The sequence below is a fragment of the Micromonospora sp. NPDC002389 genome, assembly GCF_040296095.1.
In the GTDB taxonomy this organism is placed as follows: Bacteria; Actinomycetota; Actinomycetes; order Mycobacteriales; family Micromonosporaceae; genus Micromonospora.
Window position 1 is genome coordinate 55,842 of the sequence record NZ_JBEOWP010000010.1, and the last position, 26,485, is coordinate 82,326.

The following is a 26,485-nucleotide window of genomic DNA, read 5'->3' on the forward strand; positions in this document are numbered from 1 at the left end:
GGGGTGAACCGCTGGTCAGCCCTTGACCGCGCCGAGCATGATGCCCCGGACGAAGTACCGCTGGACGAAGGGATAGACCAGGAGGATGGGCAGGGTGGTGAGCACGATGGTCACGGACTTGAGGGTCGCCTCGGCCTGTACCTCGTTGGCCTCGGCGATCGCGCCGATGTTCTCCGCGCCGGTGGCACCGGCGATCAGGTTGCGCAGGTACACGGTCACCGGCCACAGCTCCTGCTTGTCCATGTACAGGAAGGCGGCGAACCAGGAGTTCCAGAAGGCCACGGCGTAGAACAGCACCATGGTGGCGACGATCGCCTTCGACAGCGGGAGCACGATCCGCAGCAGGATGCCGTACGTGTTGAGCCCGTCGACGGCGGCGGCTTCCTCCAGGTCGTTCGGCAGGCTCTCGAAGAACGCCTTCATCACCAGCAGGTTGAACACGTTGATCGCGTTGGGCAGCGCGATGGCCCAGACGCTGTTCTTCAGGCCGAGGCTGGTGACCAGCACGTAGTTGGGGATCAGGCCGCCGGAGAAGAACATGGTGAACACCGCGATGCCGACCAGCGCACTGCGTCCCTTGAGGTCCTTCTTGGACAGCACGTACGCGTAGCAGGTGGTCAGGACGATCGAGATCAGCGTGGCGGTGACGGTGTAGAGCAGGGTGTTGCGGTAGTTCGTCCAGAACAGCGAGTCGGACAACACCAGGCGGTACGTGTCGACGGTGAACCCGCGCGGCACGAGGTTCACGTCGCCCGCGATGAGGTACGCCTCCCTGCTCAGCGAGCGGGCCACGATGTTGACGAACGGATAGAGCGTCACCAGCACGACCAGGGTCAACACGATCGCGTTGACCACCTGGAACGCCCGGTAGCCCCGGCTCTGCCGGATGCCCCTGCGGCGACGGGGACGGGGACGGACGGCGGTGGGGTCGACGGTCACCACAGGCTCGTCCCCACCGTGCGACGGGCGATCAGGTTCGCCGACAGCACCAGGACCAGCCCGATCACCGCCTCGAACAGGCCGATCGCGGCGGCGTAACTGAAGTTGCTGGACCCGAAACCCATCCGGAACAGGTACGTGGAGATCACGTCGGCGGTCGGGTAGGTCAGCGGGTTGTACAGCAGCAGGATCTTCTCGAACCCGACCGCCATGAAGGTGCCGATGTTGAGGATCAGCAGCGTCACCATGGTCGGCCGGATCCCCGGCAGCGTGACGTGCCAGGTCTGCCGCCAGCGGTTCGCGCCGTCGATCCGGGACGCCTCGTACAGGTCCTCGTCGATGGTGGTGAGCGCGGCGAGATAGAGGATGGTGCCCCACCCGACGGTCTGCCAGACCTCGGAGGAGATATAGATGGTCCGGAACCACTCGGGGCGTTGCAGGAACGGCACCGCGTCGCCACCGGCGGACGTGACCAGCGAGTTCACCGTGCCGTCCATGGAGAGCAACTGCATCACCATGGCTGCCACGATCACGATCGACAGGAAGTGCGGCAGGTACGACACGGACTGCACGAACCGCTTGAGTCGGCGCGCCCGGACCTCGTTGAGCAGCAGCGCCAGCACGATCGGCAGCGGGAAGCAGAACAGCAGCGTCAACCCGCCCAGCACCAACGTGTTGGTGAAGACGTTCCAGAACGTCGGGTCGGCCAGGAACATCTTCACGTACCGCAGGCCGACCCAGTACTCGCCGAAGATGCTGCCGCCGGGCTGGAACCGGCGGAAGGCGATCACGTTGCCCAGCATCGGCAGGTACCGGAAGACCAGGAAGAACAGCAGCGGCAGGATCGCCAGTGAGTAGAGCTGCCAGTCCCGGCGCAGCGCCCGTCGCCAGGTACGCCGTGCCGCGCGCGGGGGGCCGGGCGGGCGGGCCGGTGGGTCGGTGGCCGGTGCGGTCACCGTGGCCGGGGCACTCATCGCCGGCCCCGGGTGGCGGGGGCGACCCGGGCCCGGGAGACCAGTTCCCGCTCGGGGCCGACCTCGCGTTCGGTGCCGACCAGCCGCAGCGCCAGGTGCGCCACCGGATCGCCACTGGACCGGGCCAGCCGCAGCTCGACGTCACCGGGCTCCACCACTCGTCGGCCGCGCAGCCCGGTGAAGGAGGTGACGTCGGCCGGGACCTCGAAGGTGACCCGGGCCGCCTCGCCCGGACGCAGCGGCACCCGGGCGTAGCCGACCAGGCGTACCACCGGTCTGGTGGTCTGCGCGACCGGATCGTGCAGATAGAGCTGGACCACCTCGGTGCCGGCCCACGAGCCGGTGTTGCGGACCGTGACGCCGACCGTGGCGACGCCGTCGACCGGCCACGGCGTGGGTCCGGTGTCGTCGGCGCCGGCCACCGTGGCCTCGTCCCACTCGAAGGTGGTGTAGCTCAGGCCGTGCCCGAACGGGAACGCGGGCGTCGGGTCCACCGACGACACCTGCGTGCGGTGGCCGAGCGGCGGGGAGAGGTACGTGCCGGGCAGCCCGCCGCCGTGCCGGGGCACGCTGACCGGCAGCCGCCCGGACGGGTTGACCTCGCCGGTGAGCACCTCGGCCAGCGCCTGGCCGCCGAGTTGCCCGGGGAAGAACGCCTGCACGACGGCAGCGGCGTCGTCCGCCTGCGCGCCGAGCGCGTACGGCCGACCGGAGAGCACCACCAGCACCACCGGCGTACCGGTGGCCAGCACCGCGCGGACCAGCTCGGCCTGCACACCGGGCAGGTCGAGGTCGACGGCGTCGCAGCCCTCGCCGGAGGTGCCCCGGCCGAACATGCCGGCCCGGTCGCCGACGGCCAGGACGCAGACGTCGGCCTCGGTGGCGGCCTGGACCGCCGCCGCGATGCCGGAGGTGTCGTCGCCGGTGACGGCGGTTCCCGGCAGGTACGTCAGGCGGGGGTGGCGCTGCTGGAGGGCCGTACGCAGCGACGGCATCTCCACCCCCACGCCGTGTTCGGGATAGTGCACCCCCACGTGCAGCGGGAACGAGTAGCAGCCGAGCATCGCCATCGGGTCGTCGGCCACCGGGCCGATCAGGGCCACCTGCCGGTCGGCGGCGAGCGGCAGCACGCTCTCGGTGTTGCGCAGCAGGACGACGGACTGGCGGGCCAGCCGCAACGCGACGGACCGGCCGGCCTCGTCGTCCAGGCGCAGCTCGTCGACGTCGGCGGGCAGCTCCTGCCAGCCCTCGTCGAGCAGCCCCAACTCGATCTTCTGGATCAGGACCCGGCGCAGCGCGCGGTCGACCAGCGCCTCCGCGACGGCACCGGAGCGGACCGCCGCCACCAGCGGGGCGCCGTAGGCGTCCACGGTGGGCAGTTCCACGTCGATGCCGGCGCGCAACGCCAGGCCGGCGGCGTCCCCGGCGTCGACGGCCACCCCGTGCAGACTCTGCAGGAAGCGGACGGCGAAGTAGTCGGCGACCAGGACTCCGCCGAAGTCCCACCGGTCGCGCAGCAGCCCGGTCAGCAGCTCCTCGTCGGCGGCCACCGGCACCCCGTCGATCTCGGCGTACGAGTGCATGACCGAGCGCGCGCCGCCGAGCCGCAACGCCATCTCGAACGGCGGCAGGATCACGTCGGCCAGTTCCCGGCGGCCCATCGGCACCGGCGCCAGGTTCCGTCCGCCCCGGGAGGCCGAGTAGCCGGCGAAGTGCTTGAGGGTCGCCACCACCCCGGCCCGTTCCAACCCCCGCACGTACGCCGCGCCGACGGTTCCGACCAGGTACGGGTCCTCGCCGATGGTCTCCTCGGTGCGTCCCCACCGGTAGTCGCGGGTCACGTCGAGCACCGGGGCGAGTCCCTGGTGCACACCGGCCGCCCGCATCGACCGGCCGATCCGGTCGGCCATCTCCTCGACCAGCTCCGGGTCGAAGGCGGCGCCCCAGCTCAGCGGTGCCGGGTAGACGGTGGCGCGCCAGGCGGCGAAGCCGGTCAGGCACTCCTCGTGCACCTGCGCCGGGATGCCGAACCGGCTCGCCGACACGATCTGCGCCTGCGAGGCGGCCAACGACCGGGCGCCGAGGACGGGGTCGACCGGCGCGGTGCCGAACGGCCGGGTCAACTGCCCCAGGCCGTACCGGATCGCCTCCGGCCAGGGGGGAGTGTGCTCGACCATGTCGGTCTGGTGGGGTGCGACGCCCTCGCCGGAGGCGTCTGCGCCGACCCAGAGGCCGACCAACTGGGCGACCTTCTCCTCCAGCGACATCAGCGGGATGAGCGCGTCGGCCCGCTCGTCGGGGCGCCGGGCCGGGTCGCGCCACCGATCGTCGTCCGGTGACGTCAATCGATCGTCGACAGGTAGCTGACTCGTCATGCGAACCCCTCTGGCCGTACTCCGGCAGGTCGTCCCGGCAGGCCGCACGGACGCCGCTGCGGACGGCGATTCTCGAAATTTTCGGAAACCAGTTCGTCACCCGTGTCGGGAACTTAAGGGCGTCGATGGAGTGTGTCAAGGGTCCGCGAAGCGACTGCCCACGCGGTACCCGCAGGGCAGGCAAGCGATTTCCGACCGTTCGTTCACTCCTCGTCCGCATCGACCGGCGTCGTCGCCATCGGCGGGATCCCGTGCTATGGTTCCCCGAAATTTTCGGGATCGTTGCAGAGGGTCGGATGACGGAGAACCGATCGCCGGACGTGCTCGGCTCCACCACCATCGCGACCATCGCGCGAGAGGTGGGGGTCTCGGCGGCGACCGTCTCCAAGGTCCTCAACGGCCGTTCCGACGTCGCCGCCGCCACCAGGGCGCGGGTCGAGGCCAGCCTGGAGCGACACCGGTATCGTCGCCGTGCCCGGCGGCCGTCCGGCGAGGGTCAGATCGAGCTGGTGTTCCACGAGTTCGGCTCGGACTGGGCCCTGGAGATCATCCGTGGGGTGGAGGCCGTTGCCGCCCTGCCACCGGTGAACCTGGTGCTCTCCCAGCTCGGTGGGGCACGTCGACCGCCGCAGTCGTGGGTGGACGCGGTGCTCGCCCGGCGTCCGCTCGGCGTCCTGCTGGTCATGTGCAACCTGACCGACCAGCAACGCCGACGGTTCGACCGGCAGTCGATCCCGGTGGTGGTCATCGACAACGACAGCGCCAGCGCCGCCTCGGTGCCGGCGGTCGGCTCGAACAACTGGAACGGCGGCCTGCTGGCCACCCGTCACCTGCTGGAGCTCGGTCACCGGCGGATCGCGATCATCTCCGGCCCGCAGGACGTGCTCTGCGCGCGGGCCCGGACGGCGGGATTCCGCTGCGCGCACGAGGAGATGGGCGTACCCGTCGCGCCCGACCTGGTCCGCTTCGGCAACTTCCACCTCGACGCCGGCTACACCCACGGCATGCAGTTGCTCAGCCGCCCGGACCGCCCGACCGCCGTCTTCGCCGGGTCCGACCTCCAGGCGATGGGCGTGCTGCGGGCCGCCCGGCAGCTCGGCCTGGACGTGCCCGGCGACCTGTCGGTGGTCGGCTACGACAACCTGCCCGTCTCGGCCTGGATCGGTCCCGCGCTGACCACCGTCAACCAGCCGCTGCGGGACATGGCCGGTACGGCGACCCAGATGTTGCTCGACCTGGCGCGCGGAGTCGCGCTGCCGACCAGCCGCATCGACCTGGTCGCCGAGCTGATGATCCGCGAGAGCACCGCCCCGCCGTCCACCTGAGCGACCCGCTGCGAGGAGCCATGCCCCTGTTCGACCTGCCCCTCGACGAGCTGCGGCGGTACGCCCCGACCGTGCCGGAGCCCGCCGACTTCGACGCCTTCTGGCAGGGGACCCTGCACGCGACGGCGGCGACACCGGTGCTGATCGACGTCCGGCCCGAGCCGACCGACCTGCGTCTGGTCGACACCTGGGACGTCACGTTCGCCGGCTTCGCCGACGAGCCGGTCCGGGCCTGGTACACCCGGCCCTCCGGGGTGGACGGTGCACTGCCGGTGGTGGTGGAGTACGTCGGCTACGGGCGCGGTCGGGGCCTGCCGCACGAGCGCCTGACCTGGTCGGTGGCCGGGTACGCGCACCTGCTGATGGACGCCCGGGGACAGTCCGGCCAGTACGGCCTGGGTGACACGCCCGACCCGCACGGCGCGACGCCCGGTGGGCCGACGCCGGTGACCCGGGGCATCCTGGCGCCGGAGGGCTACTACTACCGGCGGCTCGTCACCGACGCGGTCCGGGCCGTACACGCCGCCCGTGCCCTGCCCGGCACCGACCCGGCGCGGGTGGTCGCCGCCGGCAACAGCCAGGGCGGTGGCCTGGCGCTGGCCGTCGCCGGACTGGTGCCCGACCTGGCCGCCCTGGTCACGACCGCGCCGTTCCTCTGTCACGTGCAGCGGGCCATCGAGATCACCGACGCCGCCCCGTACGGCGACATCGTCACCTACCTGGCCGTGCATCGGGAGGCGGAAGCGGCGGTCCGGCGCACCCTGTCCTACGTCGACGGGGTCAGCTTCGCCCGGCGGGCCCAGGCGCCCGCGCACTTCGGGATCGGGCTGCGGGACACCGTCTGCCCGCCGAGCACCGTCTTCGCCGCCTACAACCAGTACGGTGCCGGCACCGGCGGTCCCGCCCCCCAGCGGAGCATGCACGTGTACCCGTTCAACGGCCACGAGCACGGCGACGCCACCCACGTACGCCGCCAGCTCCGGTGGCTGGCCGAGCTGTTCTTGGAGGCGACGGGCCGGCCCGGGTCACCGAAACTTCCGGAGGTGTCGGTCGGGATCGGCTGACGGCCTGGCCACAGGGTTATCCCGCTGCGAGGTGCACGGAGGTCCGACTCGGACGGGTCGAAAGTGTGTCGGTGCGCGTTGAGCTTTCAGACGTGTTTCGATACTGTTTTCGATACAACAGCCTCGATCTACTCATGGTGGCGGGCTGCAGGCACCGACCGGCGCGGCTCACGGGCAACCGCGCAGACGGCGGGAGCCACCATGTTTGGGCAGTAGTCGGGGCCGGCTTCCATCAGCACGGCTTCGTCGAAAGGCTCATGCCATGAACAACGCCTTCGCCCGCAGCAGCGGGCGTCCGGCTTCCCGACTGCGGCCACGCATCGCGTTGGTCTCGGCCGCCGTCGGTCTCGCCCTCATCTCCACCAGTGTGGTGGTGACCTCCAGCGCGAGCGCCGCGACCACCCTGGGCGCCTCGGCCGCCGAGAAGGGCCGCTACTTCGGCGCGGCCGTGGCGGCGAACAAGCTCTCCGACTCCACCTACGCCGGCATCCTCAACCGCGAGTTCAACTCGGTCACGGCCGAGAACGAGATGAAGATCGACGCGACGGAGCCGCAGCAGGGGCAGTTCAACTTCGCCAACGCGGACCGGATCGTCAACCACGCCATCTCGCGCGGCATGTCCGTCCGGGGACACACCCTGGCCTGGCACTCGCAGCAGCCCGGCTGGATGCAGAACATGTCCGGCACCCAGCTGCGTAACGCGATGCTGAACCACGTCACCCAGGTCGCCACCTACTACCGGGGCAAGATCCACTCCTGGGACGTGGTGAACGAGGCGTTCGCCGACGGCAGCAGCGGCGCCCGCCGCGACTCCAACCTCCAGCGCACCGGCAACGACTGGATCGAGGCGGCCTTCCGCGCCGCCCGGGCCGCCGACCCCGGTGCCAAGCTCTGCTACAACGACTACAACACCGACGACTGGACCCACGCCAAGACCCAGGCCGTCTACCGGATGGTCCAGGACTTCAAGCAGCGCGGTGTGCCGATCGACTGCGTCGGCCTGCAGTCGCACTTCAACGCCAACTCGCCGTACCCGAGCAACTACCGCACCACGCTGTCCAGCTTCGCCGCCCTCGGGGTGGACGTGCAGATCACCGAGCTGGACATCGAGGGTTCCGGCACCTCGCAGGCGAACGCGTACCGCGGCGTCGTCACCGACTGCCTCGCCGTCGCCCGCTGCACCGGCATCACGGTGTGGGGTATCCGGGACACCGACTCGTGGCGCTCCGGCGGCACCCCGCTGCTCTTCGACGGCAGCGGCAACAAGAAGGCCGCGTACAACTCGACGCTGGAGGCCCTGAACGCGGGCGGCACCACTCCGCCGCCCACCACTCCGCCGCCGACCACTCCGCCGCCCACGACCCCGCCGCCGACCACCCCGCCGCCCGGCGGATCCGGCTGCACCGCGACCGTGTCGCTGAACTCCTGGACCGGCGGATTCGTCGCCACCGTCCGGGTCACCGCCGGCTCCACCAGACTCAACGGCTGGGCGGTGACGGTGGCGCTGCCGAGCGGCAGCACGGTGACCAACACCTGGAACGCCCAGGGCAGCGGCACCAGCGGCAACGTGACCTTCCGCAACGTCAGCTACAACGGAACCGTCAACGCGGGTACCACCACCGAGTTCGGCTTCCAGGGCAACGGGAACGGCCCGACCGCCACCCCCACCTGCACCGCCAGCTGAGATGAAAGGAAGGGTCCCCTGCTAACGCCTCGTGCATAGCAGGGGACCCTTCCTAACACCGCACACCGCACACCGCCGACCGCGCCCGGTGCGCCGGGCGCGGTCGCGCGGGGATCAGCAGCGGCTGATGCTCGCGTTGGAGAGCGTGACGTTGCTGATGGTCAGGTTGGTGGCGCAGGGGTTCTCCACGATGCGGTTATTGGCCAGCGTGAAGTTCCGCAGCGTGATGTCACGGTTGCCGGGGAACTCGGCACGGGCCGCCAGGCGGACCTCCCCGCCACCGCTGATCGTGCCGCCGCCCGCCGCGATGTCCACGCCCGTGCAGTTCTCGATCAGGACGGCGTTGTTGCCGGTGTTGGCGATGTCCACCCGGTTGATCGCCGTGCCGCCGGACTCCGAGACGCAGAAGACACCCCGGCCGCCGCCGCGCGCGCGGACCGTGCCGACCCGGATGTTGATCGGGTACGACGAGCCGATCCGACCCGCGCGGTTGGCGACCCGGAAGGCGGCGTAACCGGTACCCGTACCGGCGTTCTCCGCGTCCACGGTGGTCACCGTGGCGTTGATGGTCTCGTTGAGCAGCAGGCCCGACTCGCCGACGTTGCGGGCGGTCACCGTGCCGATGGTCAGCCCGTCCACACCGTACGTCTCGACCGCGTGCGACCGGGCGCCGGAGACGTACACGTTGTCGATGCGGATGTTGCGCGACCACTGGCTGGTGTCGCCCCGGTTGTCGATGCGGACGCCCAGGCCGCCGGAGAGCCGCATGTCGATCTGCCCGAGGATCACGTTGGTGACGTTGCGCATGAAGATGCCGTACAGCGGGGCGCCGGTGACGCTGAGGTTCTGCACCTCGACCTGGGTGGTGCCGCGTGAGTAGATCGGGGCCTGGTCGCCGGTGCCGGAACCGGTGACGTTGATGGTGCCGCACACGTCGATCGTGGTGTAGCTGGGCAGCGAGATGCGGGAGCCCGCGCTGATCGTGCCGGAGCCACGGACCACGACCCGCTGCTTGCTGGTCCGGCCGGCGCTGAGGCTGTTCACCGCCGCCTGCACGGCGGCGCGCATGTCGGTGCCGGTGTAGACCGTGCTGCCGCCGTTACGGGCGGTCCAGGTGCCGCCGTTCAGCACGGCCTCCGCCTGGAACGCGCCGCTGCCGCAGCCGCTGGAGCCACCCAGGACGGCCAACTGCCACTGCTGGTTGGTGCCGCCGACGTCCTGGTACTGCGAGATTGTGCCGCCGTCCGCGGTGGACCACTCCCACACGTCGAGCGCCTTGTTGGAGTGCCGGTTGACGAAGCGGACGTAACCGCCGTCGGAGTCGGCCAACCGGAAGTGCTGCCGGTTGTTGCCGCTGACCGGCGCGTTCTGCACGAGCTGGACGCCGTCGTTGGCGTTGGGTAGTTCGAGGACCTTGCCGCTGTGCACCGAGCGGATCTGGTAATAGCCGTTGCCCACGTCGACGAAGCGCCACTGCTGCACCGCCGCGTCGTTGCGGGTGAACTGGTTGACCGGGGCGTTGTCGGCGGTGGACCAGTTCCACACGTCCATCGCCTTGCCGCTGTGCCGGTTGACGAACACGTACGTGGCGTTGGGGTCGACGGTCGCGGCCCGTGCGGCCGGCGCGGTGACCGTCTCGGCGGTGCCGAGGAGCACCAGCGCGGCGACGACCACCAGGCCGAGGCGTGGTCGTCCCTTCGTTGTCCTGAGCAGCATGCGGTTCCTCCGGGGTGTGGATCGGTGGTGGCGCGCCTGCCGGCGGAGCGGTGGGACGGGCAAACGCTTTCCCTGTAACCAATATATCGACATAAAACGATTAATCACAACGTGGCGACGCCCGCGCGGACGTGGACCGCGCGGGCGCCGCGTGAGGTGCAAGGAAGGGCCCCCTGCTAACGCCTCGTGCATAGCAGGGGACCCTTCCTAACACGAAACTCCGGGTGGCGAGGGGTACGCCGGCCCGGGGTCAGGCGATCGCGCAGGGCGTGGTGTTGAGGGTGAAGGCCGACGGTGCGGCGGTGTTGCCGCCGTGGGTGGCCTGGAAGCCGATGGTCACCGAGGCGTTGGGCGCGATGGTGCCGTTGTAGGCGGCGTTACGGGCGGTCACCGCACCTGAGGTCGGGGCGTAGGTGGCGTTCCAGCCGCCGGTGATGCTCTGCCCGCCGGGCAGCGTGAAGGCCAGACTCCAGCCGTTGACCGAGGTCGGGCCGGTGTTGGTGATCGTCACCGAGGCGGTCAGCCCGGTGTTCCAGGCGTTGACCGTGTACCCCACCCGGCAGCCGGTACCCGGCGGCAGGGTCGGGGTCGGCGGCGCGGTCGGGGTCGGCGGTGGGGTGGTGGGGGTGATCGTCGGCGTCGGGGTGGTGGTCGGCGGCGGCGCGTTGTCCAGGCCGAAGAACCGCACCGCCCCGGCGGCGTCGACCGGCAGGTTGTGCGACACCCCCTGCATGCTGATCGCCTCGACCGGCGCGGTGCCGCCGGTGCCCCCGTACCGGGTCCGGGTGTAGCCGGCCTGCGGGCTGTCGGTCATCGTCGGGGTCTGGCTCAACCCGTCCACGTTCGTCCACTGCTTGACCTGCTCACCGAAGTTCGGATACCGCAGGATGTCGTCGTTGGTGCCGTGCCAGATCTGCATGCGCGGTCGCGTCCCGGAATAGCCCGGGTACGCGGCGCGGACCAGGTCACCCCACTGCTGCGGGGTACGCGTCACCTGCCCGTTGGCGCACTCGCTGTTCCACTCCGAGCCGTTGGTGGTGGCGAAGCAGCCGAACGGTACGCCCGCGAAGGCGGCCCCGGCGGCGAACACGTCCGGATAGACCCCGAGCAGCACGTTGGTCATCATCGCGCCGGACGAGACACCGGTGACGAAGATCCGCGACGCGTCGACCGGGTAGCGCTGCCGGACGTGGTCCACCATCGACATGATGCCCACCGGATCGCTGCCGCCACCCCGGCGCAACGCCTGCGGCGAGGAGACGTCGAAGCACTGGCTGCTGCGGGTCACCGACGGGTAGACCACGATGAAGCCGTACCGGTCGGCCAGTGACGCGAACTGGGTGCCGGAGTGCAGCGCCGGCCCGCTGCCGGTGCAGTAGTGCACCGCGACCAGCAGCCCCGGCCGGGGCGCGACCCGGTCGGGCACGTAGAGGTACATGCGCAGGTTGCTCGGGTTGGTGCCGAAGTTGGTGACCTCGGTCAGCGTCGCTGCCGAAGCGGGTGTCGGGATCGACAGCGCGGCCAGCGCCGTCAACGCGATGGCCGCCAGGGCGGCGCAGCACAGTCTGATCGCCGTTCTCATCGGGACGTGTCCTCCGGACGGGGTGCGGACAGGGTGGTGTTCCGATCGTGGGCTGCCCGGTGCCCGTGGTCGTCCGGCTCAGGAACATCGATGATTATCAGTCGATGGGGTGGCGGCTGGCAAGCCGCCCGACCCGCCGTGGCTGATGGTCGACGTCAGCTATGCCTCGCCGGTACCCGTGCTCACTGCTCGTCGTCGACCACGTCGGTCTCGCCGTCGTGGGAGAACAGCGACGGCAGGTGCTCGTCGGGCTGCGGTGCCGCCGACCACCCGAACGGGGTCAGGGCCGCAACAGCACCGGACCGGCGTCGATCCGGGTCCGAAACAGCGCGTACGGCTTGCGGCGCAGGTCCCGGCCCCGGTTGAACGGCGGTTGCCGGTGCACCTGGTTGGCGATCACGTACAGGTGCCGGTCGACGGCCACGCTCAACGTGTCCGGCCAGAGCAGCCGCGCGTCGTGCACCACGGTCTCGTACTCGCCGTCGGGTCGTCGGCGCAGCACCGCGTTGTGTTCGTAGTTGGTGAGGTAGAGGCGTCCGGCGTCGTCGGACTCCAACCCGTCGGCGCCGCCGCCCTTGTCACCCTCGTCCACCACGGTCGCCGCCACCGCCGCGTCGCCCAGGGCGCGGTCGGCCAGCGCGTCGGTGGCGACGCTGTACCAGCGGCGGGTCGCGAGGGCGCAGTAGTACAGCCGGGACCCGTCGGCGGAGATGGCGATGCCGTCCGCGCCGACGCCCACCGGTTGCGGCGGGCCGTCCGGCGGCCGGACCAGGAACGGGCGGCCCTCGACCACTGGGCGGAAGTCGGCCGGCGGCGCGGCCTTGGTCGACGGGTGGTCGTTGAGCCGACGCCACGACTCACCGCTGGCCAGGTCCACCACGATCAGCGCGTTCGGCGCCCCGTCGGCGGAGTCGGTGAGGTACGCCAGGCCCGCCTCGCCGCGCCGCAGGTCGAAGCGGACGTCGTTGAGGTACGAGGTGGGCAGTGCCACGTCGGGCGGGAACGTGATCACCTGGACGACCCGGTCGGTACGCAGGTCGATCCGGACCAGCTTCGGCCCGCCCGGCTCGGTCGGCTGGAACATCGGGCTGCCGGTGTCGAGCACCCAGAGCCGGTCGGCGGGGTCGACCACGACGCTCTGCACGGACACGAAGGCCGAGGGGTCGTCGTTGCCGGACGGGGTGTTCCACGCCCGGTCGGGGTACGCGACCTCGCGTCCGCGCCGCAGCTCGACCACGGTCGCGGGCACCTCGTCACCCCAGCGGGGAAAGTTGACGAAGATCCGCCCCCGGTGCGAGACGGTCACCCCGGTCGGCATCGGGCCTCGGAACCGGTGCACCACGTCCAGCGTGCCTACCGGCTCGTCGGTGGGTAGTCCGTTGCGCATCTGCGACCTCCCGGAAGATCCCGGCATCGGTTGATCTCTCTGTATCAATCATTGCAAATCGGGCAGGGGGTCGGACACCTCGCGTCAGCCATCCGACCCACCGACGGCCGGAAATCCATTCGTCACGCAACCGTCATGCGTCCGCGCGGTACCCGCCACCTGCCGGCGGCACTGTGGGGCCGACCCCTCTACGTGGAAAGGAGCGCGCTATGGCCGTTGCACTGGACGACCACCTGGTCACTCTGACCTGCGACAACTGCGGTGACATCGTCACCGGGTCGGGTGCGCCCTCGGGCGGCGAGGTGGTGTGGACGCTGCTCTCCGAGCACGGTTGGAGCGGCTCGCCGCTCGCCGACGGTCCGCACCGATGCGCCCACTGCACCCGACTCGGCCCGGCTTCAGACGGCGTACCCGGAGGCGTCACCGGCATCGAGCACCTCGACGGCGTGACCGTGGTGACCATCGCCGGTGACGTCGACCTCGACACCGGCGACGCCCTGGAGTTGGCCTTGCGGCACGCGACCGACATGGGTGGTCACGTGGTGGTCGACCTCGGCCGCACCGACCTGATCGACTCGACCGCGCTGGGGCTGCTCGTCCGGGCCCACCACCGCGTCGCCGAGCGTGGCGCGACGCTCTGTGTCGCGGCGAGATCGCCGCTGATCCGTCAGGTGCTGCGGGTCACCCGCCTGGACGAGGTCTTCCCGCTCGTCGATACCCGGGCCGACGCGCTGGCCCGCCTCGACGGCGCCACCTCCGACCCTGCCCGCTGACCGACCGTCGACTCCACCGGCCGCCTGAGGCCAGGACGGACGCCGCCCTCGACTCCGTCTCGCGAGCGAGGGCGGGACGGTCGCTGTGCCGATCCCGTCCGCCGAACGGCGGCCCGGCGGGACGCCGTCCACGAGGCGGCCGGGCCGTCGGCGCGCTGATCCGCGTCACCCGCAGAACGGTGGCCGGGACGGTCGTGTCGCCCGACCCCGGGCCCTGGGGGAGGGGCCCGGGATCGGACCGGCCGCGGGACCTGGCCGGGGGATAGGCGACACGGTGTGAACAGATCCGGCCCGCCCGTACCAGCCGGTGCCTGGCGGTACGGGCGAGCCGGAGTTCAGCGGCGGCTGCGCCGGGTGTTGGCCAGCCGCAGGGCGTTGCAGACGTCCACCACACCTTCGACGTCCCAGGCCAGCTCACCGGCGGCCCGGCGGGTCTCCGCGCTGCCGACCAGCCCGGTGAGGATCACCACGCTGTTCTGCACCATCACGGTGATCTGCTGCCGTCGGGTGGTCCAGTCGGCGCTGAGTCGCTGGGCGACCAGGGCGGCCAGGCGGACGTCCTCGTCGTGGTGCTGCGGTTCGTCCCAGAGCGCGCGGAAGGAGTGGTCGTCGGGCATCGGCCAGGGCCACGGCATCACCACAGCGGTCTCCTTCGTCGTCGACGCCGGCGACGCGAGGCGCCGTCCCGATCGACCACCACACTGCGCAACGACCTTGGAGTGGACCGCACGGTTGGATGACATTTGCATGACAGATCCTGCCGATGCCCGCCGCCCACCGGTGCCCGCGCCGGGTCGGCCGGCCCCACCCGGCGTGGCAAAGCCCCGGCAGAAGGCCAGGACAGAGCGCCAGAAGGCCAGGTCAGAGCGGTGCGGTGACCGGCGGCGGCGCGTCGTCGGCCCGGTCTGCGGCGGGCAACCACAACACGAAGACGCTGCCCGCGCCGGGCCGGGAGAAGACCGCCGCCTGCCCGGCGTGCGACTCCACGATTTGCCGCACGATGGCCAGCCCGAGTCCGGTACGCCGATCCCCCGAGTCGCCCCGCCCGGTCTCGCCACGCCAGAACCGGTCGAAGACCCGGCGCTGGTCGTCCTCGGCGATACCCGGTCCCTCGTCCGCCACCGCCAGCCACAGCCAGCCGCCCGCCCGGCCCGTCGCCACCTGGACCGCCCCGCCCAGCGGGGAGAGGCGTACCGCGTTGGAAAGCAGGTTGCCCGCCGCCCGGCGCAGCGCGTCCGGGTCGCCGATGAGCCCCAGGTCGGTGCCGAGCGCGTACCGCAACCGCAGCCCGCGCCCGGCGGCCAGCGGGGCGAAGTCCTCGCCCGCCTCGCGTGCCACCGCGCTCAGGTCGACGTCGGTGTCGGCCATCGCGTCGGCGTCCCGGCGGGCGGTGGCCAGCAGGTCCTCGACCAGCCGGGACATCCGGGTGGTGGCCCGGTCGATCGTCGCCACCGCCGCCGTACGTTCCGGCTCGGTCGCCTCCGGCGAGTTCAGCGAGGCGTCCAGGTTCGCGCGGATGATCGCCAGCGGACTGCGCAACTCGTGCGAGGCGTCGTCGATGAGCTGACGTTGGGCGTGGAAGGCGTGGTCCAGCCGGTCCAGCATCGAGTCGATGGTGTCGCCGAGATCCCGCAGCTCGTCGCGGGGACCGGCCAGCCGGATCCGGCGGGACAGGTCGGTGGCCTGGATGTCCCGGGCGGTACGCGCGATCGCGCCCACCGGACGCAACGCCCGCCCCGACAGCACCCACCCGATGCCGAGGCTGGCCACGAAGAGTCCACCGAGCGCGATCAGCGAGTAGTCCCGGACGGTCTGCAACAGCCGCAGGTTGACCTCGTCCTCTATCTGCTGCACCTCGGCCACCTCGATGGTGGTGCCGGTGGCCACCGTCCGGCCGTCCTCCTTCTGCTTGTAGAGCTGCGCCTCGTACCGTTTGCTGATCGGCTTGGGGTCCACCGCCCGGTCCACCGCCACGTACGCCACCGCCAGCCCCGCCCCGGCCAGCGCGAACAGCAGCGTCGAGTAGAGCACCGTCAACCGGAACCGGATCGACCGGAACAGCCTCACGCCGCCACCTCGCTCACGCCGCCACCTCTCGCAACCGGTAGCCGCGCCCGATCACCGTCTCGATCGGTGGCTCGGCGTCGGTGCCGGTGAGTTTGCGCCGCAGCGTACCCACGGTGACCCGGACCGTCTCGGTGAACGGGTCGGCGTTGGCGTCCCAGACGTGCTCCAACAGCTCCTCTGCGGGCACCACCCGACCGGGATGCGTCATCAGGTACTCCAGCACCCCGAACTCCTTGCGGGTGAGCTGGAGTTCCCGGACGCCCCGCCGGGCCTCCTGCCGCGCCACGTCCAGGGTCAACGCCCCCACGGTCAGCACCACCCCGGTGCCGCCGGTGTCCCGCCGCAACAGGGCCCGTACCCGCGCCAGCAGCTCGACGAGGGCGAACGGCTTCACCAGGTAGTCGTCCGCGCCCTCGTCGAGCCCGCGTACCCGGTCGCCGAGCGCGCCCCGGGCGGTCAGCATCAACACCCGCAGGTCCTGCCCACCGGCGACCTCGACCGCACCGGAGCGGATCGCCCGGCACACCGCGAACCCGTCCTCGTCGGGCAGGTTGACGTCCAACAGCATCAGGTCGTACGCGTTGACCAGCAGCAGCTCGTACGCCTGCGCCGCGTCCACCACGACGTCGACGGCGTAGCCGGCGCGGACCAACCCGACCCGCAACGCACCGGCCAGGTCCTCCTCGTCCTCCACCACGAGCAGCCGCATGTCCCCGTCACCCTCTCGCGATCAGCCTCTGCGCCACCTGCGACGCGCGGTCGATCGGGACCGCGAAGCCGATCCCGATGTTGCCGCCCCCCTCCAGTGTGGCGATGGCGGTGTTCACTCCGACCACCTCGCCCCGACCGTTGACCAGCGGCCCGCCCGAATTGCCGGGGTTGATGGACGCGTCGGTCTGCACCGCCGGCTGCCGAGCGCCACCACCGAGCCGGACCGGACGGTCCAGCGCGCTGACGATCCCGGCGGTCACCGTGCCGGAGAGCCCCAGCGGCGAACCGACGGCCAGCACCGGTTCGCCCACCCGAGTCTGCCCGGTGGGGGCGAGCGGCAGCGGGCGCAGCCCGTTGCCCGGATCGACACGCAGCACGGCGATGTCCGTACCCGGGTCACGGCCGACCAACCGCGCGGTCAGCCGCCGGCCGTCCTGACCGACCACCTGGATCGTGCCGCCCCGGGCCACCACGTGGTCGTTGGTGACCACGTGCCCCCGACCGTCGATCAGGAAACCGGAACCGGAGGCACCGCGCCCGCCGGAGGAGGTCTGCACCGACACCACCCCGGCCAGGACCCGGTCGGCGGCGGCCACCAGGTCGCCACCGGGCCCGAGGGCGAGCGGCGGCGCGGCGGCCTCCGCCGCCTCCGGCGCGTCGTCGCGGGCGGCGAGGTGACCGGCCACCCCACCAGCGCCCGCCGAGACCGCCACCAGCGTCAACCCGACCAGCAACATCCGGGGCCACCGCGACGGGCCGCCGCCGGGGGAGACGTCCGGCGGCGTGTCCGGCCCGACCGACCCACCGGGCCCGGCGGGTACGCCCGGCGGAGCCGGTGTGCCTCCCGGTACGCCGGTCGGGGCGGTACCGGGAGGCAGGTTCGGGGAGACGAACCGCGGCCCGCGCGGCTCACCGAGGCCCGGAATCGTGCTCGTCATGAACTGTCCCTTCGAAGTCGTCACGGCAGGCGGGAGAACCAGAGCATCGACGCCGCCGCGGCCAGCAGTGCGAGCACCAGCCCGCCACCGATGAACCGGGCCGACACGTCCTGCCGCTCCATCCGGTAGCCCACCGACGAGCCGATGTCGGCGTACGCCTCGCGCAGCTCGGCGCTGCTGCCCGCCTCGTAGTAGCCGCCCCCGGACTGCTCCGACACGACCCGCAGGGTCTCCCCGTCGACCGGGACGCGCTGTCCTGCGCCGATCTGGCCGTCGAGCGTGCCGAAGGAGATGGTGTCGACCGGTACCCCGGCCTCCACCGCGTCGCCCGCCGCCGAGGTCGGGCTGCGCCCGGTGGTGTTGGCCCCGTCGGAGAGGATCACCACCCGGGCCGGCGGCGGCTCGGTGACCGCCTGCGCGTCCAGCGTGCGGATCGACTCCAGCGAGGCGTCGATGGCATCGCCGATCGCGGTGCCCTGCACGCCGGTGACGCCCTCGTCGAGCCGGTCGATGCCGGCCGCCATCACCTCCCGGTCGCCGGTCGGCGGCACCATCACCGAGGCGCTGCCGGCGAACGCCACCAGCCCCACGTTGAACTCCTCCGGCAGGTCCGCGACGAACTCCCGGGCCGCGTCCTTGGCGGCGATCAACCGGTCCGGCGGTACGTCGTCGGCGAGCATGGACCGGGACACGTCCACCGCGACCATCACGGTGGCCCGCTCACGCGGTACGCGTACCTCGTCGGTCGGCCGGGCGAAACCGACCACGAGCAGGGCCAACATGGCGATGAACAGACCGGCCGGTACGTGCCGCCGCCACGCCGGACGGGCCGGCGCGACCTTGTCCAGCAGTCGCAGGTTGGTGAAGCGCACCGCGTACCGGCTGCGTCGCCGCTGCATCACCAGGTAGCCGACGACCAGCGCGACCACCCCGGCGAGCAGCCACAGCCTTTCCGGCGATTCCCAACTCACGCTTTACTCCCTCCAGCCGGTCGGGTGGCTCGGGCGAGCCGTCGTTGGGCGTGGACGTGACGGACGATGTCGGTGATCCAGTCCCGGTCGGTGCTCAACGGCAGGTGCGACGCACCGGCCCGCCGCAACGCCCGGGTCACCGCAAGGCGCTGGGCGGCGGCGGCCGCCGCGTACCGCTCCCGCAGCTTGCGGCTGCCGGTGGACACCTCGCGGCGCTGACCGCTTTCCGGGTCGACGAGCGTGATCAGGCCGACGTCGGGCAGCTCCAGCTCGCGCGGATCGCGGACCTCGACCGCGAGCACCTGGTGCCGGGCGGCCAGCCGCCGTAGCGGTCGCTCCCAGTCCGGCGGCGGCCCGTCCGCGCCGCCCATCCCCTCGTCGGGCAGGCCGTCGAGGAAGTCGGAGACCACCACGGCGAGCCCACGCCGACCGGCGGAGCGGCGCACCCCGTCGATCCCGTCGGCCAGCGACACCGGCTGGGTGGCGGGCCGGCCCCGGGGCACCTCCATCAACGTCCGCAGCAGACTGATCAGGTGGTGCCGTCCGGTGCGGGCGGGGAAGCGGCGTACCCCGGCGTCACCGAGCAGGTGCGCGCCGAGCCGGTTGCCGGTGCCGGCGGTGAGGAACCCGACAGCGGCCACCGCAGCCACCGCCAGCTCCCGCTTCTCCAGCTCGGCGGTGCCGAAGTCCATGCTGGGCGTGGCGTCCACGAGCGTCCAGGTGGTCAGCTCCCGGTCCGCGTCCACGGTCCGCACGTGCGGCACGGCGGTACGCGCCGTGACCGACCAGTCCATCCGCCGTACCTCGTCCTCACCGGCCCGGTACTCGCGGCTGCCCGCCGGCTCGCTGCCCGCACCGGGCAGCAGCCCCAGGTGCTGGCCGTGCAGCAGCCCGTCCAGACGGCGGGTGACCGTCAACTCCAACCGACGCAGCCGACCCTGCGGCGCGAGCCGCCCGATACTCGTCGTGTGCGCGTTCACGCCGCCGCCCCCAGGCCGGGCCCCTGCTGCTCCTGCGCCGGGGCGATCTGCGGCGGCGGCACCGCCTCCACGATCCGCCGCACCAGCTCACCGGCATCCACCTCGTCGGCGACCGCGTCGAAGCTGAGTACCAGCCGGTGGGTCAGCACGTCGGCGGCGATCTCCCGCACGTCGGCGGGCAGGACGTAGTCGCGGCCCCGCAGCAGGGCCAACGCCCGTGCCGCGGCGACCAGGCCGAGCGTGGCCCGAGGGCTGGCACCGTACGCGAGCTGGTCCGCCACGTCGGCCAACCCGAAGCGGCGCGGGTCCCGGGTGGCCAGCACCAGGCGTACGACGTACTCGGCCAACGCATGATGGACGAACACCTCGCGCGCCCGGGCCTGGAGCGCCACCAGTCGGCCCGGGTCCAGCACCGGCCGGGCGGCCGGGCTGCTGGTGCCCATCCGATAGAGGATGCCCAGCTCCTCGTCGTCCGTCGGGTAGTCGACCACGACCTTCATCAGGAACCGGTCACGCTGCGCCTCCGGGAGCTGGTACACCCCCTCGGACTCGATCGGGTTCTGGGTGGCCAGCACCAGGAACGGAGTCGGCACCGGATAGGTGCGTCCACCGAGCGACACGTGCCTCTCGGCCATCACCTCCAGCAGCGCCGACTGCACCTTCGCCGGAGCCCGGTTGATCTCGTCGGCGAGCACCAGGTTGGCCATCACCGGCCCCAGCTCCACGTCGAAGCTCTCCGTCGACGGGCGATAGATCCGGGTGCCGAGGATGTCCGACGGCACCAGGTCCGGGGTGAACTGGATCCGGGCGAAGCTGCCACCCACCGCCGTGGCCAGGGTCTCGGCGGCGAGCGTCTTCGCCACCCCGGGTACGCCCTCCAGCAGGCAGTGCCCCCGGGCCAGCAGCGCGGTCAACAGCCGCTCCACCAGCCGGTCCTGCCCGACGATGACCCGCTTCACCTCGAACAGGGTCTGTTCCAACAGTCGGGCCGCCCCGGCGTGCTCGCCGATGACGTCGAATTCGCGTATGTCGGTCGTCGTCACGCACTCGCTCCTCGGTCGCGTCAGGGACGCGGGTACCCGACCCACGGGGAAGGCCGGGTACCCGCTCGTGACCCATTGGGCCAGAGCCCCCCGAAAGCCAACCGAACGACGACCATGAAGGCCGGGCACCGCCAGTTCGATGGACCCGTTCTCCGCAGGTTGTTGGGTGCGGAGTGCACGTGGTCGGCTGCTGGGTGGGGCATCCCGACGAGGTGAAGTGGGGTGTGCGAGCGCTATCGAGCTGATGGCACAGACGGATCGCGGTCCGGCCCCGCGCACCGTCGCGCACGACGATGCCCGTCGCGATAGCACAAACGGTTCAGCTCAACAGGGCGCAGGCCCACAGATGTACGCCGTCTCCGGTCGTGAACTGATTCGGCAGACGAGAGGGCGCCCCGCCCTGCCCCGCCAAGATCACGCTCGATCCTGGATCGAGTGGCATCCCAGCGCCACGATAACGACTCGATCCAGGATCGAGCACGACCTTGATGTCAGCGGCCGGGTGGGCTGACGGGACTCGCCCCGCCCTCGCCCTGCTCGCCCCGCCCTCCTCCGCGTCGATCATGGAGTTGGGGTCGCTCGTTTGTGTTGATACGCCCAACTTTGTTACCGCCACAACTCCATGATCGCGGGGCGCAAGGCGCAGGCCTGGGTGATCAAGAAGTTTTGGTCGTTTACACCGGGGTGGCGTGATTAAAACTTCTTGATCAACTCGCCGGGGCGGGGCGGGGCGGGGCGGGGCGGGCGGGCGGGGTGAGGCGCCGGTCCCGTGTTCCCGCGAGCCCGTCAAGATCCGCGCAACTTCATCGAAGTTGCTGCCTCCAGGTGCCTCCGAGGCAGCAACTTCACTGAAGTTGCGCGGATCTTGCGCGGGTCGGCGCAAGCGAGCGTCAAGCAAGCGTCCGGCGTGCCGAGCCCGTGTGCCCGCCGTGCCCCGTGCCTGCCGTGCCGCGTGCCCGGCGTGCCGCGTGCCCGGCGTGCCCCGGTGCCTGCCGTGCCCGGCGTGCCCCGTGCCGCGTGCCCGGCGTGCCGCGGTGCCTGCCGTGCCCCGGGTATTCGGCGTGCCCCGGGTATCCGGCATGCCCTGGCGCCGGCCGTGCTGCGCGCCTGCCGTGCTGCGCGCCTGCCGTGCTGCGCGCCTGCCGTGGCGCGTGCCCGCGTGACGTGCGTGCGCCGTGCCGGGGTGCCCGCGCGTCCGGTCAGGGGCGGTTGCGTTGGGTGCGGTAGCGGCGGATGAGGGCGGCGGTGGAGCTGTCCAGGGTGGTCAGGTCGGGCTCGTCGCCGGTGAGCAGGGGAGCGAGCTGGTTCGCCATCACCTTGCCGAGTTCCACGCCCCACTGGTCGAAGGGGTTGATGTCCCAGATCGCGCCCTCGGTGAGGACGATGTGCTCATAGAGGGCGACCAGTTGGCCGAGCGTGGCGGGAGTGAGACTGGGGGCCGTGATCGAGGTGGTGGGGTGGTTACCCGCCATCACCTTGTGCGGTACGAGGTCGGCCGGGGTGCCCTCCGCGGCGACCTGCTCGGCGGTCCGGCCGAAGGCCAGCGCGGCGGTCTGGGCGAAGAAGTTCGACATGAACAGGTCGTGCATGTCGCCGATCTCGTGGTTGGGCTCGCTGAACCCGATGAAGTCGGCCGGCACCAGCCGGGTGCCCTGGTGCAGCAACTGATAGAAGGCGTGTTGGCCGTTGGTGCCCGGCTCACCCCAGAAGATCTCCCCGGTGTCGTACGACACGGGTTGCCCGTCGGTGCGGACCGACTTGCCGTTGCTCTCCATGGTGAGCTGTTGCAGGTACGCCGGGAACCGGTGCAGGTACTGCGAGTACGGCAGCACCGCGTGGGTCTGCGCGCCGAGGAAGTTGGCGTACCAGATGTTCAGTAGGCCGAGCAGCACCGGGGCGTTGCGGGCCGGCGGCGCGGTGCGGAAGTGCTCGTCCATGGCGTGGTAGCCGGCCAGCATCTCGTCGAAGCGCGCCGGGCCGATGGAGAGCAGCACCGACAGGCCGACCGCAGACGGCAGCGAGTAGCGCCCGCCGACCCAGTCCCAGAAGCCGAACATGTTCGCCGGGTCGATGCCGAAGTCCGCCACCCGCTGCGCGTTGGTGCTGACCGCGACGAAGTGCCGGGCCACCGCCTCGTCGCCCGCGTCGAGCCCGGCCAGCAGCCAGCGCCGGGCCTGGTGGGCGTTGGCCAGGGTCTCCTGGGTGGAGAAGGTCTTCGACACGATCACGAACAGCGTGCTGGCCGGGTCCAGGTCGGCGGTGGTGTCGTGGATGTCGGTGGGGTCGATGTTCGACACGAACCGGCAGGAGATGCCGGCGTCGCGGTACGCCTTGAGCGCCTCGTACGCCATCACCGGCCCGAGGTCGGAACCGCCGATGCCGATGTTGACCACGGTGCGGATCCGCTCGCCGGTGTGCCCGCGCCACTGGCCGGAACGCACCTGGTCGGCGAAGTCGGCCATCCGCTGCCGGACGGCGTGCACGTCGGCCACCACGTCCTGACCGTCCACGGTCAGCGTGGCGTCGCGGGGCAGCCGCAGCGCGGTGTGCAGGACGGCCCGGTCCTCGGTGCCGTTGATGTGCGCTCCGGCGAACATCGCGGCGATGCGGTCGGTGAGCCCGACCCGCTCGGCCAGCGCGGTCAGCAGGGTCAGGGTCTCGTCGGTGACCAGGTTCTTGCTGTAGTCGACGTAGAGATCGGCCACCTCGACGGTCAACCGCTCGCCCCGGTCGGGATCACCGGCGAACAGGTCCCGCAGGTGCGTCGCGCGGATCTCGTCGGCGTGCTTGCGCAGGGCCTGCCACTCGTCGGTGGTGGTGACGTCCGCAGCCATCGGATCGATCGTCTCCTCGCAGGGTAGGCACACCGGCGGCGTCGTCCGTCCGGCGGGATGGGACCAGCCTGCCACACGAAGATCGCCGTGCCGGGCCGGACGCGGGGGGACCGGTCACGATCCGCGCGGGTGTCGATGCGCTGCGCGCACGGGCGGCGGACGTCGGCGGGGTCGCTGCCCGGTCCCGGCGCGGACAGGGCAAGGTGGAGGCATGACGACGTCGGCACCGAAGACTCCCGCAGCCGCCTCCGCGACCTCCGCCACCCCTCGGCAGACGCTGCTGGTGCTGGGCGCCAGCGGCGACCTGACCGGTCGGCTGCTGCTGCCCGGTCTGGGCCGGTTGCTGGCCAGCGGCGCGGTGCCGAACCTGCGGCTGATCGGCAGCGGCATGGAGGACTGGGACGACGAGCGCTGGCGTCGCCGGGTGGCCGACTCGTTCGCCAGCGTCGACGCGCAGGGCCCGGTGGAGACCGAGGTGCTGCGCGGGACCCGGTACGTGAGCGCCGACGTGACCCGCGAGGAGGACCTGCGGGGGCTGCTCAGCGGCTGTGCCGGCCCGGTGGTGATCTTCTTCGCGCTGCCGCCTTTCGTGACCGCCCGGTCGGCCGCCGCGTTGGCCCGCATCGGCGTACCGCCGGGCACCCGGCTGATGTTGGAGAAGCCCTTCGGCGTCGACCGGATCTCGGCGCGCTCGCTCAACGAGCTGCTGGCCACCCTGGTGCCCGAGGACCAGGTGCACCGCATCGACCACTTCCTCGGCAAGTCCACCGTGCTGAACCTGCTCGGCCTGCGCTTCGCCAACCGGATCTTCGAGCCGGTGCTGAACAACACCCATGTGGCCTGCGTGGACATCGTCTTCGACGAGACCCTGGGGTTGGAGGGCCGGGCCGGCTACTACGACCGCGCGGGCGCGCTGGTGGACATGGTGCAGAGTCACCTGCTCCAGGTGCTGGCCCTGCTCGGCATGGAGCCGCCGCCCACGCTGAGCGCCAAGGAACTGCGCGGGCGCAAGGCGCAGGTGCTGCGGGCCGTCCGGCTGTGGCAGGACGACCCGGTGGCGGCGAGCCGCCGGGCCCGCTACACGGCGGGCGACATCGACGGCCGCCACCTGCCGGCCTACGCGGCCGAGGAGGGCGTGGACCCGAGCCGGAACACCGAGACCCTCGCCGAGGTGGTGCTGGAGGTGGACACCTGGCGCTGGGCCGGGGTCCCGTTCCGGCTGCGCTCCGGCAAGGCCACGTCGGCGGTACGCAAGGAAGCCGTTATCACCTTCAAGCAGCCGGCCCGGGTGCCGGACGGGCTGACCGGGTACGAGGAGCCGGACCGGCTGCGGATCGGGTTCGGGCCGGACTGTCTCGGGCTGAACCTGAACATCAACGGTCCCGGCAACCCGTTCGACCTGGACCAGGTGCACCTGACGGCGGACTTCGGCCCCGGCGAGCTACCCGCGTACGGCGAGGTGCTGCGCGGCGCGTTCGAGGGCGACCCGACGCTGTCGGTGCGCGGCGACGTGGCCGAGGAGTGCTGGCGCATCGTCGAGCCGGTGCTGGCCGCCTGGAAGGCGGGGAGCGTGCCGTTGCAGGAGTACGCGGCCGGTTCGGCCGGTCCGGACGACTCGCTGCTCGGCCCGGTACGCGGCTGACCAGGGCGACCGGCGGCTGCACCGCGTGAGGGACTTTCACTGATGGTGACAGTGCGATATCTCTCAGCTACTTTTCAGCCACCGGTGCTAGCTTCCCGACTCGACGGGATCCATGATGGACGGCGCCGATTCCGTTGCGACACAACGGCTGAGGCGTAGGAGTTTCACGTCCGTGCCACGGTCGCGCCTGCTGTCGAGGGAGAAGCTCGTGGTGTTCAAGAAGATGCTGGGTGCCTTCGGGATCGGCGCGCCCAGCGTCGACACGGTCCTGTCCGACCCGGGCACCCGCCCCGGCTCGGTGCTGACCGGCCAGGTCAACCTGACCGGCGGCAACCAGGACGTGGACATCGACCAGGTCGTGCTGAGCCTGGTCACCCGGGTCGAGGTCGACGGCGCGGACGGCGACCACGATGCGACCGTGGAGTTCCATCGGGTGCCGGTCGCGGGTGGGCTGCGCCTCGCCGAGGGGCAGCACCTGGTCCTGCCGTTCCAGATCCCGATGCCGTTGCAGACCCCGGTGACCGACGTGTACGGCCAGCGGCTGCCCGGCATGACCATGGGCCTGCGCACCGAGGTCGCCATCCGTGGCGCGGTCGACAAGGGCGACCTCGACCCGGTGTTCGTGCACCCGCTGCCGGTGCAGGAGCGGATCCTCGAAGCGTTCGGGCGGCTGGGATTCCAGTTCAAGGGCGCCGACCTGGAGCACGGGCAGATCGCCGGGGCACACCAGACGCTGCCCTTCTACCAGGAGATCGAGTTCTTCGCCGCGCCGCAGTACGCCCACGAGGTCAACGAGGTCGAGCTGACCTTCCTCGCCGACGAGCAGGGCGTCGACATCGTGCTGGAGTTCGACCGGCGCGGTGGCCTGTTCACCGGCGGACAGGACTCCTACGGCCGCTACCGCGTGGCGCACGCCGACGCCGACCAGCGGGACTGGGCCGCCGAGGTCGACGGCTGGTTCCGTCAGGCGCTCGACCAGTACCGCACCCTGCACCCCGGCGGCGGCTTCGCCCAACCCGGCCCGCAGGGCTACGGACAGCCGGGTTACGGGCAGCCCGCCTACGGCCAACCGGCCTACCCCCAGCCCGGCTACCCCCAGCCCGGCTACCCCCAGCCCGGCTACCCCCAGCCCGGCTACCCCCAGCCCGGGTACGGGCAGCCGGTCGGCTACCCGCCGCAGCAGCCCACGTACGGGCACCACCAGGAGGAGCACCACGAGCGGCGCGGGCCGGGCATGGGCGCGGTCGCCGCCGGTGTGGTCGGTGGCGCGGCGCTCGGATTTGCCGGTGGCATGGTCGCCGACGAGGTCTTCGATTCCTTCGGTGACGACGAGGGTGGTGACGAGGGCGGCGAGGAGTGAGCCGCTGATCCTCGTCGCCCCGTCGACGTCACCCACGAAGCGGGTGTCCACCCGCGACGGCCGCCCGGTCGCCAGGCTCCCCACTGGTGGCCGGGCGGTGTCGTGTGGCGGGTCAGCACC

General features: G+C 71.6%; 20 protein-coding genes. 6 read left to right on the top strand and 14 right to left on the bottom strand.

Features of this window, described 5'->3' with window-relative positions; all coding sequences use genetic code 11:
- Positions 1–15 precede the first annotated feature (15 nt).
- From ABT008_RS20005 to ABT008_RS20015, 3 genes are read right to left on the bottom strand one after another with little or no spacing between them, the layout of a single operon-like run.
- A complete protein-coding gene (locus ABT008_RS20005) occupies positions 16–939 on the bottom strand; it encodes a carbohydrate ABC transporter permease (protein ID WP_350697728.1) in 924 nt (307 codons plus the stop codon).
- Positions 936–1,913, bottom strand: coding sequence for an ABC transporter permease (locus tag ABT008_RS20010; protein ID WP_350697729.1), 978 nt, complete (start codon positions 1,911–1,913; stop codon positions 936–938). The genes ABT008_RS20005 and ABT008_RS20010 overlap by 4 nt, the downstream gene beginning before the upstream one ends.
- Positions 1,910–4,288, bottom strand: coding sequence for a beta-xylosidase/alpha-l-arabinosidase (locus tag ABT008_RS20015; RefSeq protein ID WP_350697730.1), 2,379 nt, complete (start codon positions 4,286–4,288; stop codon positions 1,910–1,912). Before ABT008_RS20015 ends, ABT008_RS20010 begins: the two co-directional genes overlap by 4 nt.
- 296 nt (positions 4,289–4,584) lie before the next feature.
- Between ABT008_RS20015 and ABT008_RS20020 the strand changes: the two genes are divergently transcribed.
- From ABT008_RS20020 to ABT008_RS20030, 3 genes are all read left to right on the top strand, one after another.
- Positions 4,585–5,613, top strand: a complete 1,029-nt coding sequence (locus ABT008_RS20020) for a LacI family DNA-binding transcriptional regulator (RefSeq protein WP_350697731.1) — start codon at positions 4,585–4,587, stop codon at positions 5,611–5,613.
- 20 nt (positions 5,614–5,633) lie between these two features.
- Complete coding sequence (locus ABT008_RS20025) at positions 5,634–6,677, top strand: acetylxylan esterase (RefSeq protein ID WP_350697732.1); 1,044 nt, start codon at positions 5,634–5,636, stop codon at positions 6,675–6,677.
- A gap of 262 nt (positions 6,678–6,939) precedes the next feature.
- On the top strand, positions 6,940–8,361 hold the full coding sequence (locus ABT008_RS20030; RefSeq protein ID WP_350697733.1) for an endo-1,4-beta-xylanase: 1,422 nt from the start codon (positions 6,940–6,942) through the stop codon (positions 8,359–8,361).
- A gap of 114 nt (positions 8,362–8,475) precedes the next feature.
- Here ABT008_RS20030 and ABT008_RS20035 read toward each other — a convergent pair whose 3' ends face one another.
- The 3 genes from ABT008_RS20035 to ABT008_RS20045 all read right to left on the bottom strand — a co-directional run bounded on the left by ABT008_RS20035 (position 8,476) and on the right by ABT008_RS20045 (position 13,046).
- Positions 8,476–10,077, bottom strand: coding sequence for an RICIN domain-containing protein (locus tag ABT008_RS20035; RefSeq protein ID WP_350697734.1), 1,602 nt, complete (start codon positions 10,075–10,077; stop codon positions 8,476–8,478).
- 250 nt (positions 10,078–10,327) lie between these two features.
- Positions 10,328–11,659: an extracellular catalytic domain type 1 short-chain-length polyhydroxyalkanoate depolymerase gene (locus ABT008_RS20040; RefSeq protein ID WP_350697735.1), complete on the bottom strand. Its 1,332-nt coding sequence runs from the start codon at positions 11,657–11,659 to the stop codon at positions 10,328–10,330.
- 280 nt (positions 11,660–11,939) lie between these two features.
- Complete coding sequence (locus tag ABT008_RS20045; protein ID WP_350697736.1) at positions 11,940–13,046, bottom strand: L-dopachrome tautomerase-related protein; 1,107 nt, start codon at positions 13,044–13,046, stop codon at positions 11,940–11,942.
- Between the two features lie 209 nt (positions 13,047–13,255).
- Here ABT008_RS20045 and ABT008_RS20050 point away from each other — a divergent pair, with 209 nt between their 5' ends.
- Positions 13,256–13,819, top strand: coding sequence for an STAS domain-containing protein (locus ABT008_RS20050; RefSeq protein WP_350697737.1), 564 nt, complete (start codon positions 13,256–13,258; stop codon positions 13,817–13,819).
- Positions 13,820–14,154: 335 nt separating this feature from the next.
- Here ABT008_RS20050 and ABT008_RS20055 read toward each other — a convergent pair whose 3' ends face one another.
- The 8 genes from ABT008_RS20055 to pgi all read right to left on the bottom strand — a co-directional run bounded on the left by ABT008_RS20055 (position 14,155) and on the right by pgi (position 23,363).
- Positions 14,155–14,454: a BON domain-containing protein gene (locus ABT008_RS20055; protein ID WP_350697897.1), complete on the bottom strand. Its 300-nt coding sequence runs from the start codon at positions 14,452–14,454 to the stop codon at positions 14,155–14,157.
- Between the two features lie 226 nt (positions 14,455–14,680).
- Entirely contained in the window at positions 14,681–15,886 is a 1,206-nt protein-coding gene (locus tag ABT008_RS20060) for a sensor histidine kinase (protein ID WP_350697738.1), read from the bottom strand.
- A gap of 13 nt (positions 15,887–15,899) precedes the next feature.
- A complete protein-coding gene (locus tag ABT008_RS20065; RefSeq protein ID WP_350697739.1) occupies positions 15,900–16,595 on the bottom strand; it encodes a response regulator transcription factor in 696 nt (231 codons plus the stop codon).
- A 7-nt stretch (positions 16,596–16,602) separates the two neighbouring features.
- Positions 16,603–17,535: a S1C family serine protease gene (locus ABT008_RS20070; protein ID WP_350697740.1), complete on the bottom strand. Its 933-nt coding sequence runs from the start codon at positions 17,533–17,535 to the stop codon at positions 16,603–16,605.
- Positions 17,536–17,555: 20 nt separating this feature from the next.
- A complete protein-coding gene (locus tag ABT008_RS20075; protein WP_350697741.1) occupies positions 17,556–18,506 on the bottom strand; it encodes a VWA domain-containing protein in 951 nt (316 codons plus the stop codon).
- Entirely contained in the window at positions 18,503–19,486 is a 984-nt protein-coding gene (locus ABT008_RS20080) for a DUF58 domain-containing protein (protein WP_350697742.1), read from the bottom strand. The genes ABT008_RS20075 and ABT008_RS20080 overlap by 4 nt, the downstream gene beginning before the upstream one ends.
- The gene (locus ABT008_RS20085; protein WP_502890472.1) at positions 19,483–20,514 is read right to left on the bottom strand and encodes an AAA family ATPase; all 1,032 of its coding nucleotides are present in this window, start codon (positions 20,512–20,514) and stop codon (positions 19,483–19,485) included. Before ABT008_RS20085 ends, ABT008_RS20080 begins: the two co-directional genes overlap by 4 nt.
- A 1,214-nt stretch (positions 20,515–21,728) precedes the next feature.
- Positions 21,729–23,363 carry a glucose-6-phosphate isomerase gene (pgi, locus tag ABT008_RS20090; protein WP_350697743.1) on the bottom strand — a complete coding sequence of 545 codons (1,635 nt, stop codon included), beginning with the start codon at positions 23,361–23,363 and terminating at the stop codon, positions 21,729–21,731.
- A 211-nt stretch (positions 23,364–23,574) separates the two neighbouring features.
- Here pgi and ABT008_RS20095 point away from each other — a divergent pair, with 211 nt between their 5' ends.
- Both ABT008_RS20095 and ABT008_RS20100 read left to right on the top strand, forming a co-directional pair.
- A complete protein-coding gene (locus ABT008_RS20095; protein ID WP_350697744.1) occupies positions 23,575–25,005 on the top strand; it encodes a glucose-6-phosphate dehydrogenase in 1,431 nt (476 codons plus the stop codon).
- 208 nt (positions 25,006–25,213) lie between these two features.
- On the top strand, positions 25,214–26,365 hold the full coding sequence (locus tag ABT008_RS20100) for a sporulation protein (protein ID WP_350697898.1): 1,152 nt from the start codon (positions 25,214–25,216) through the stop codon (positions 26,363–26,365).
- Positions 26,366–26,485 lie beyond the last annotated feature (120 nt).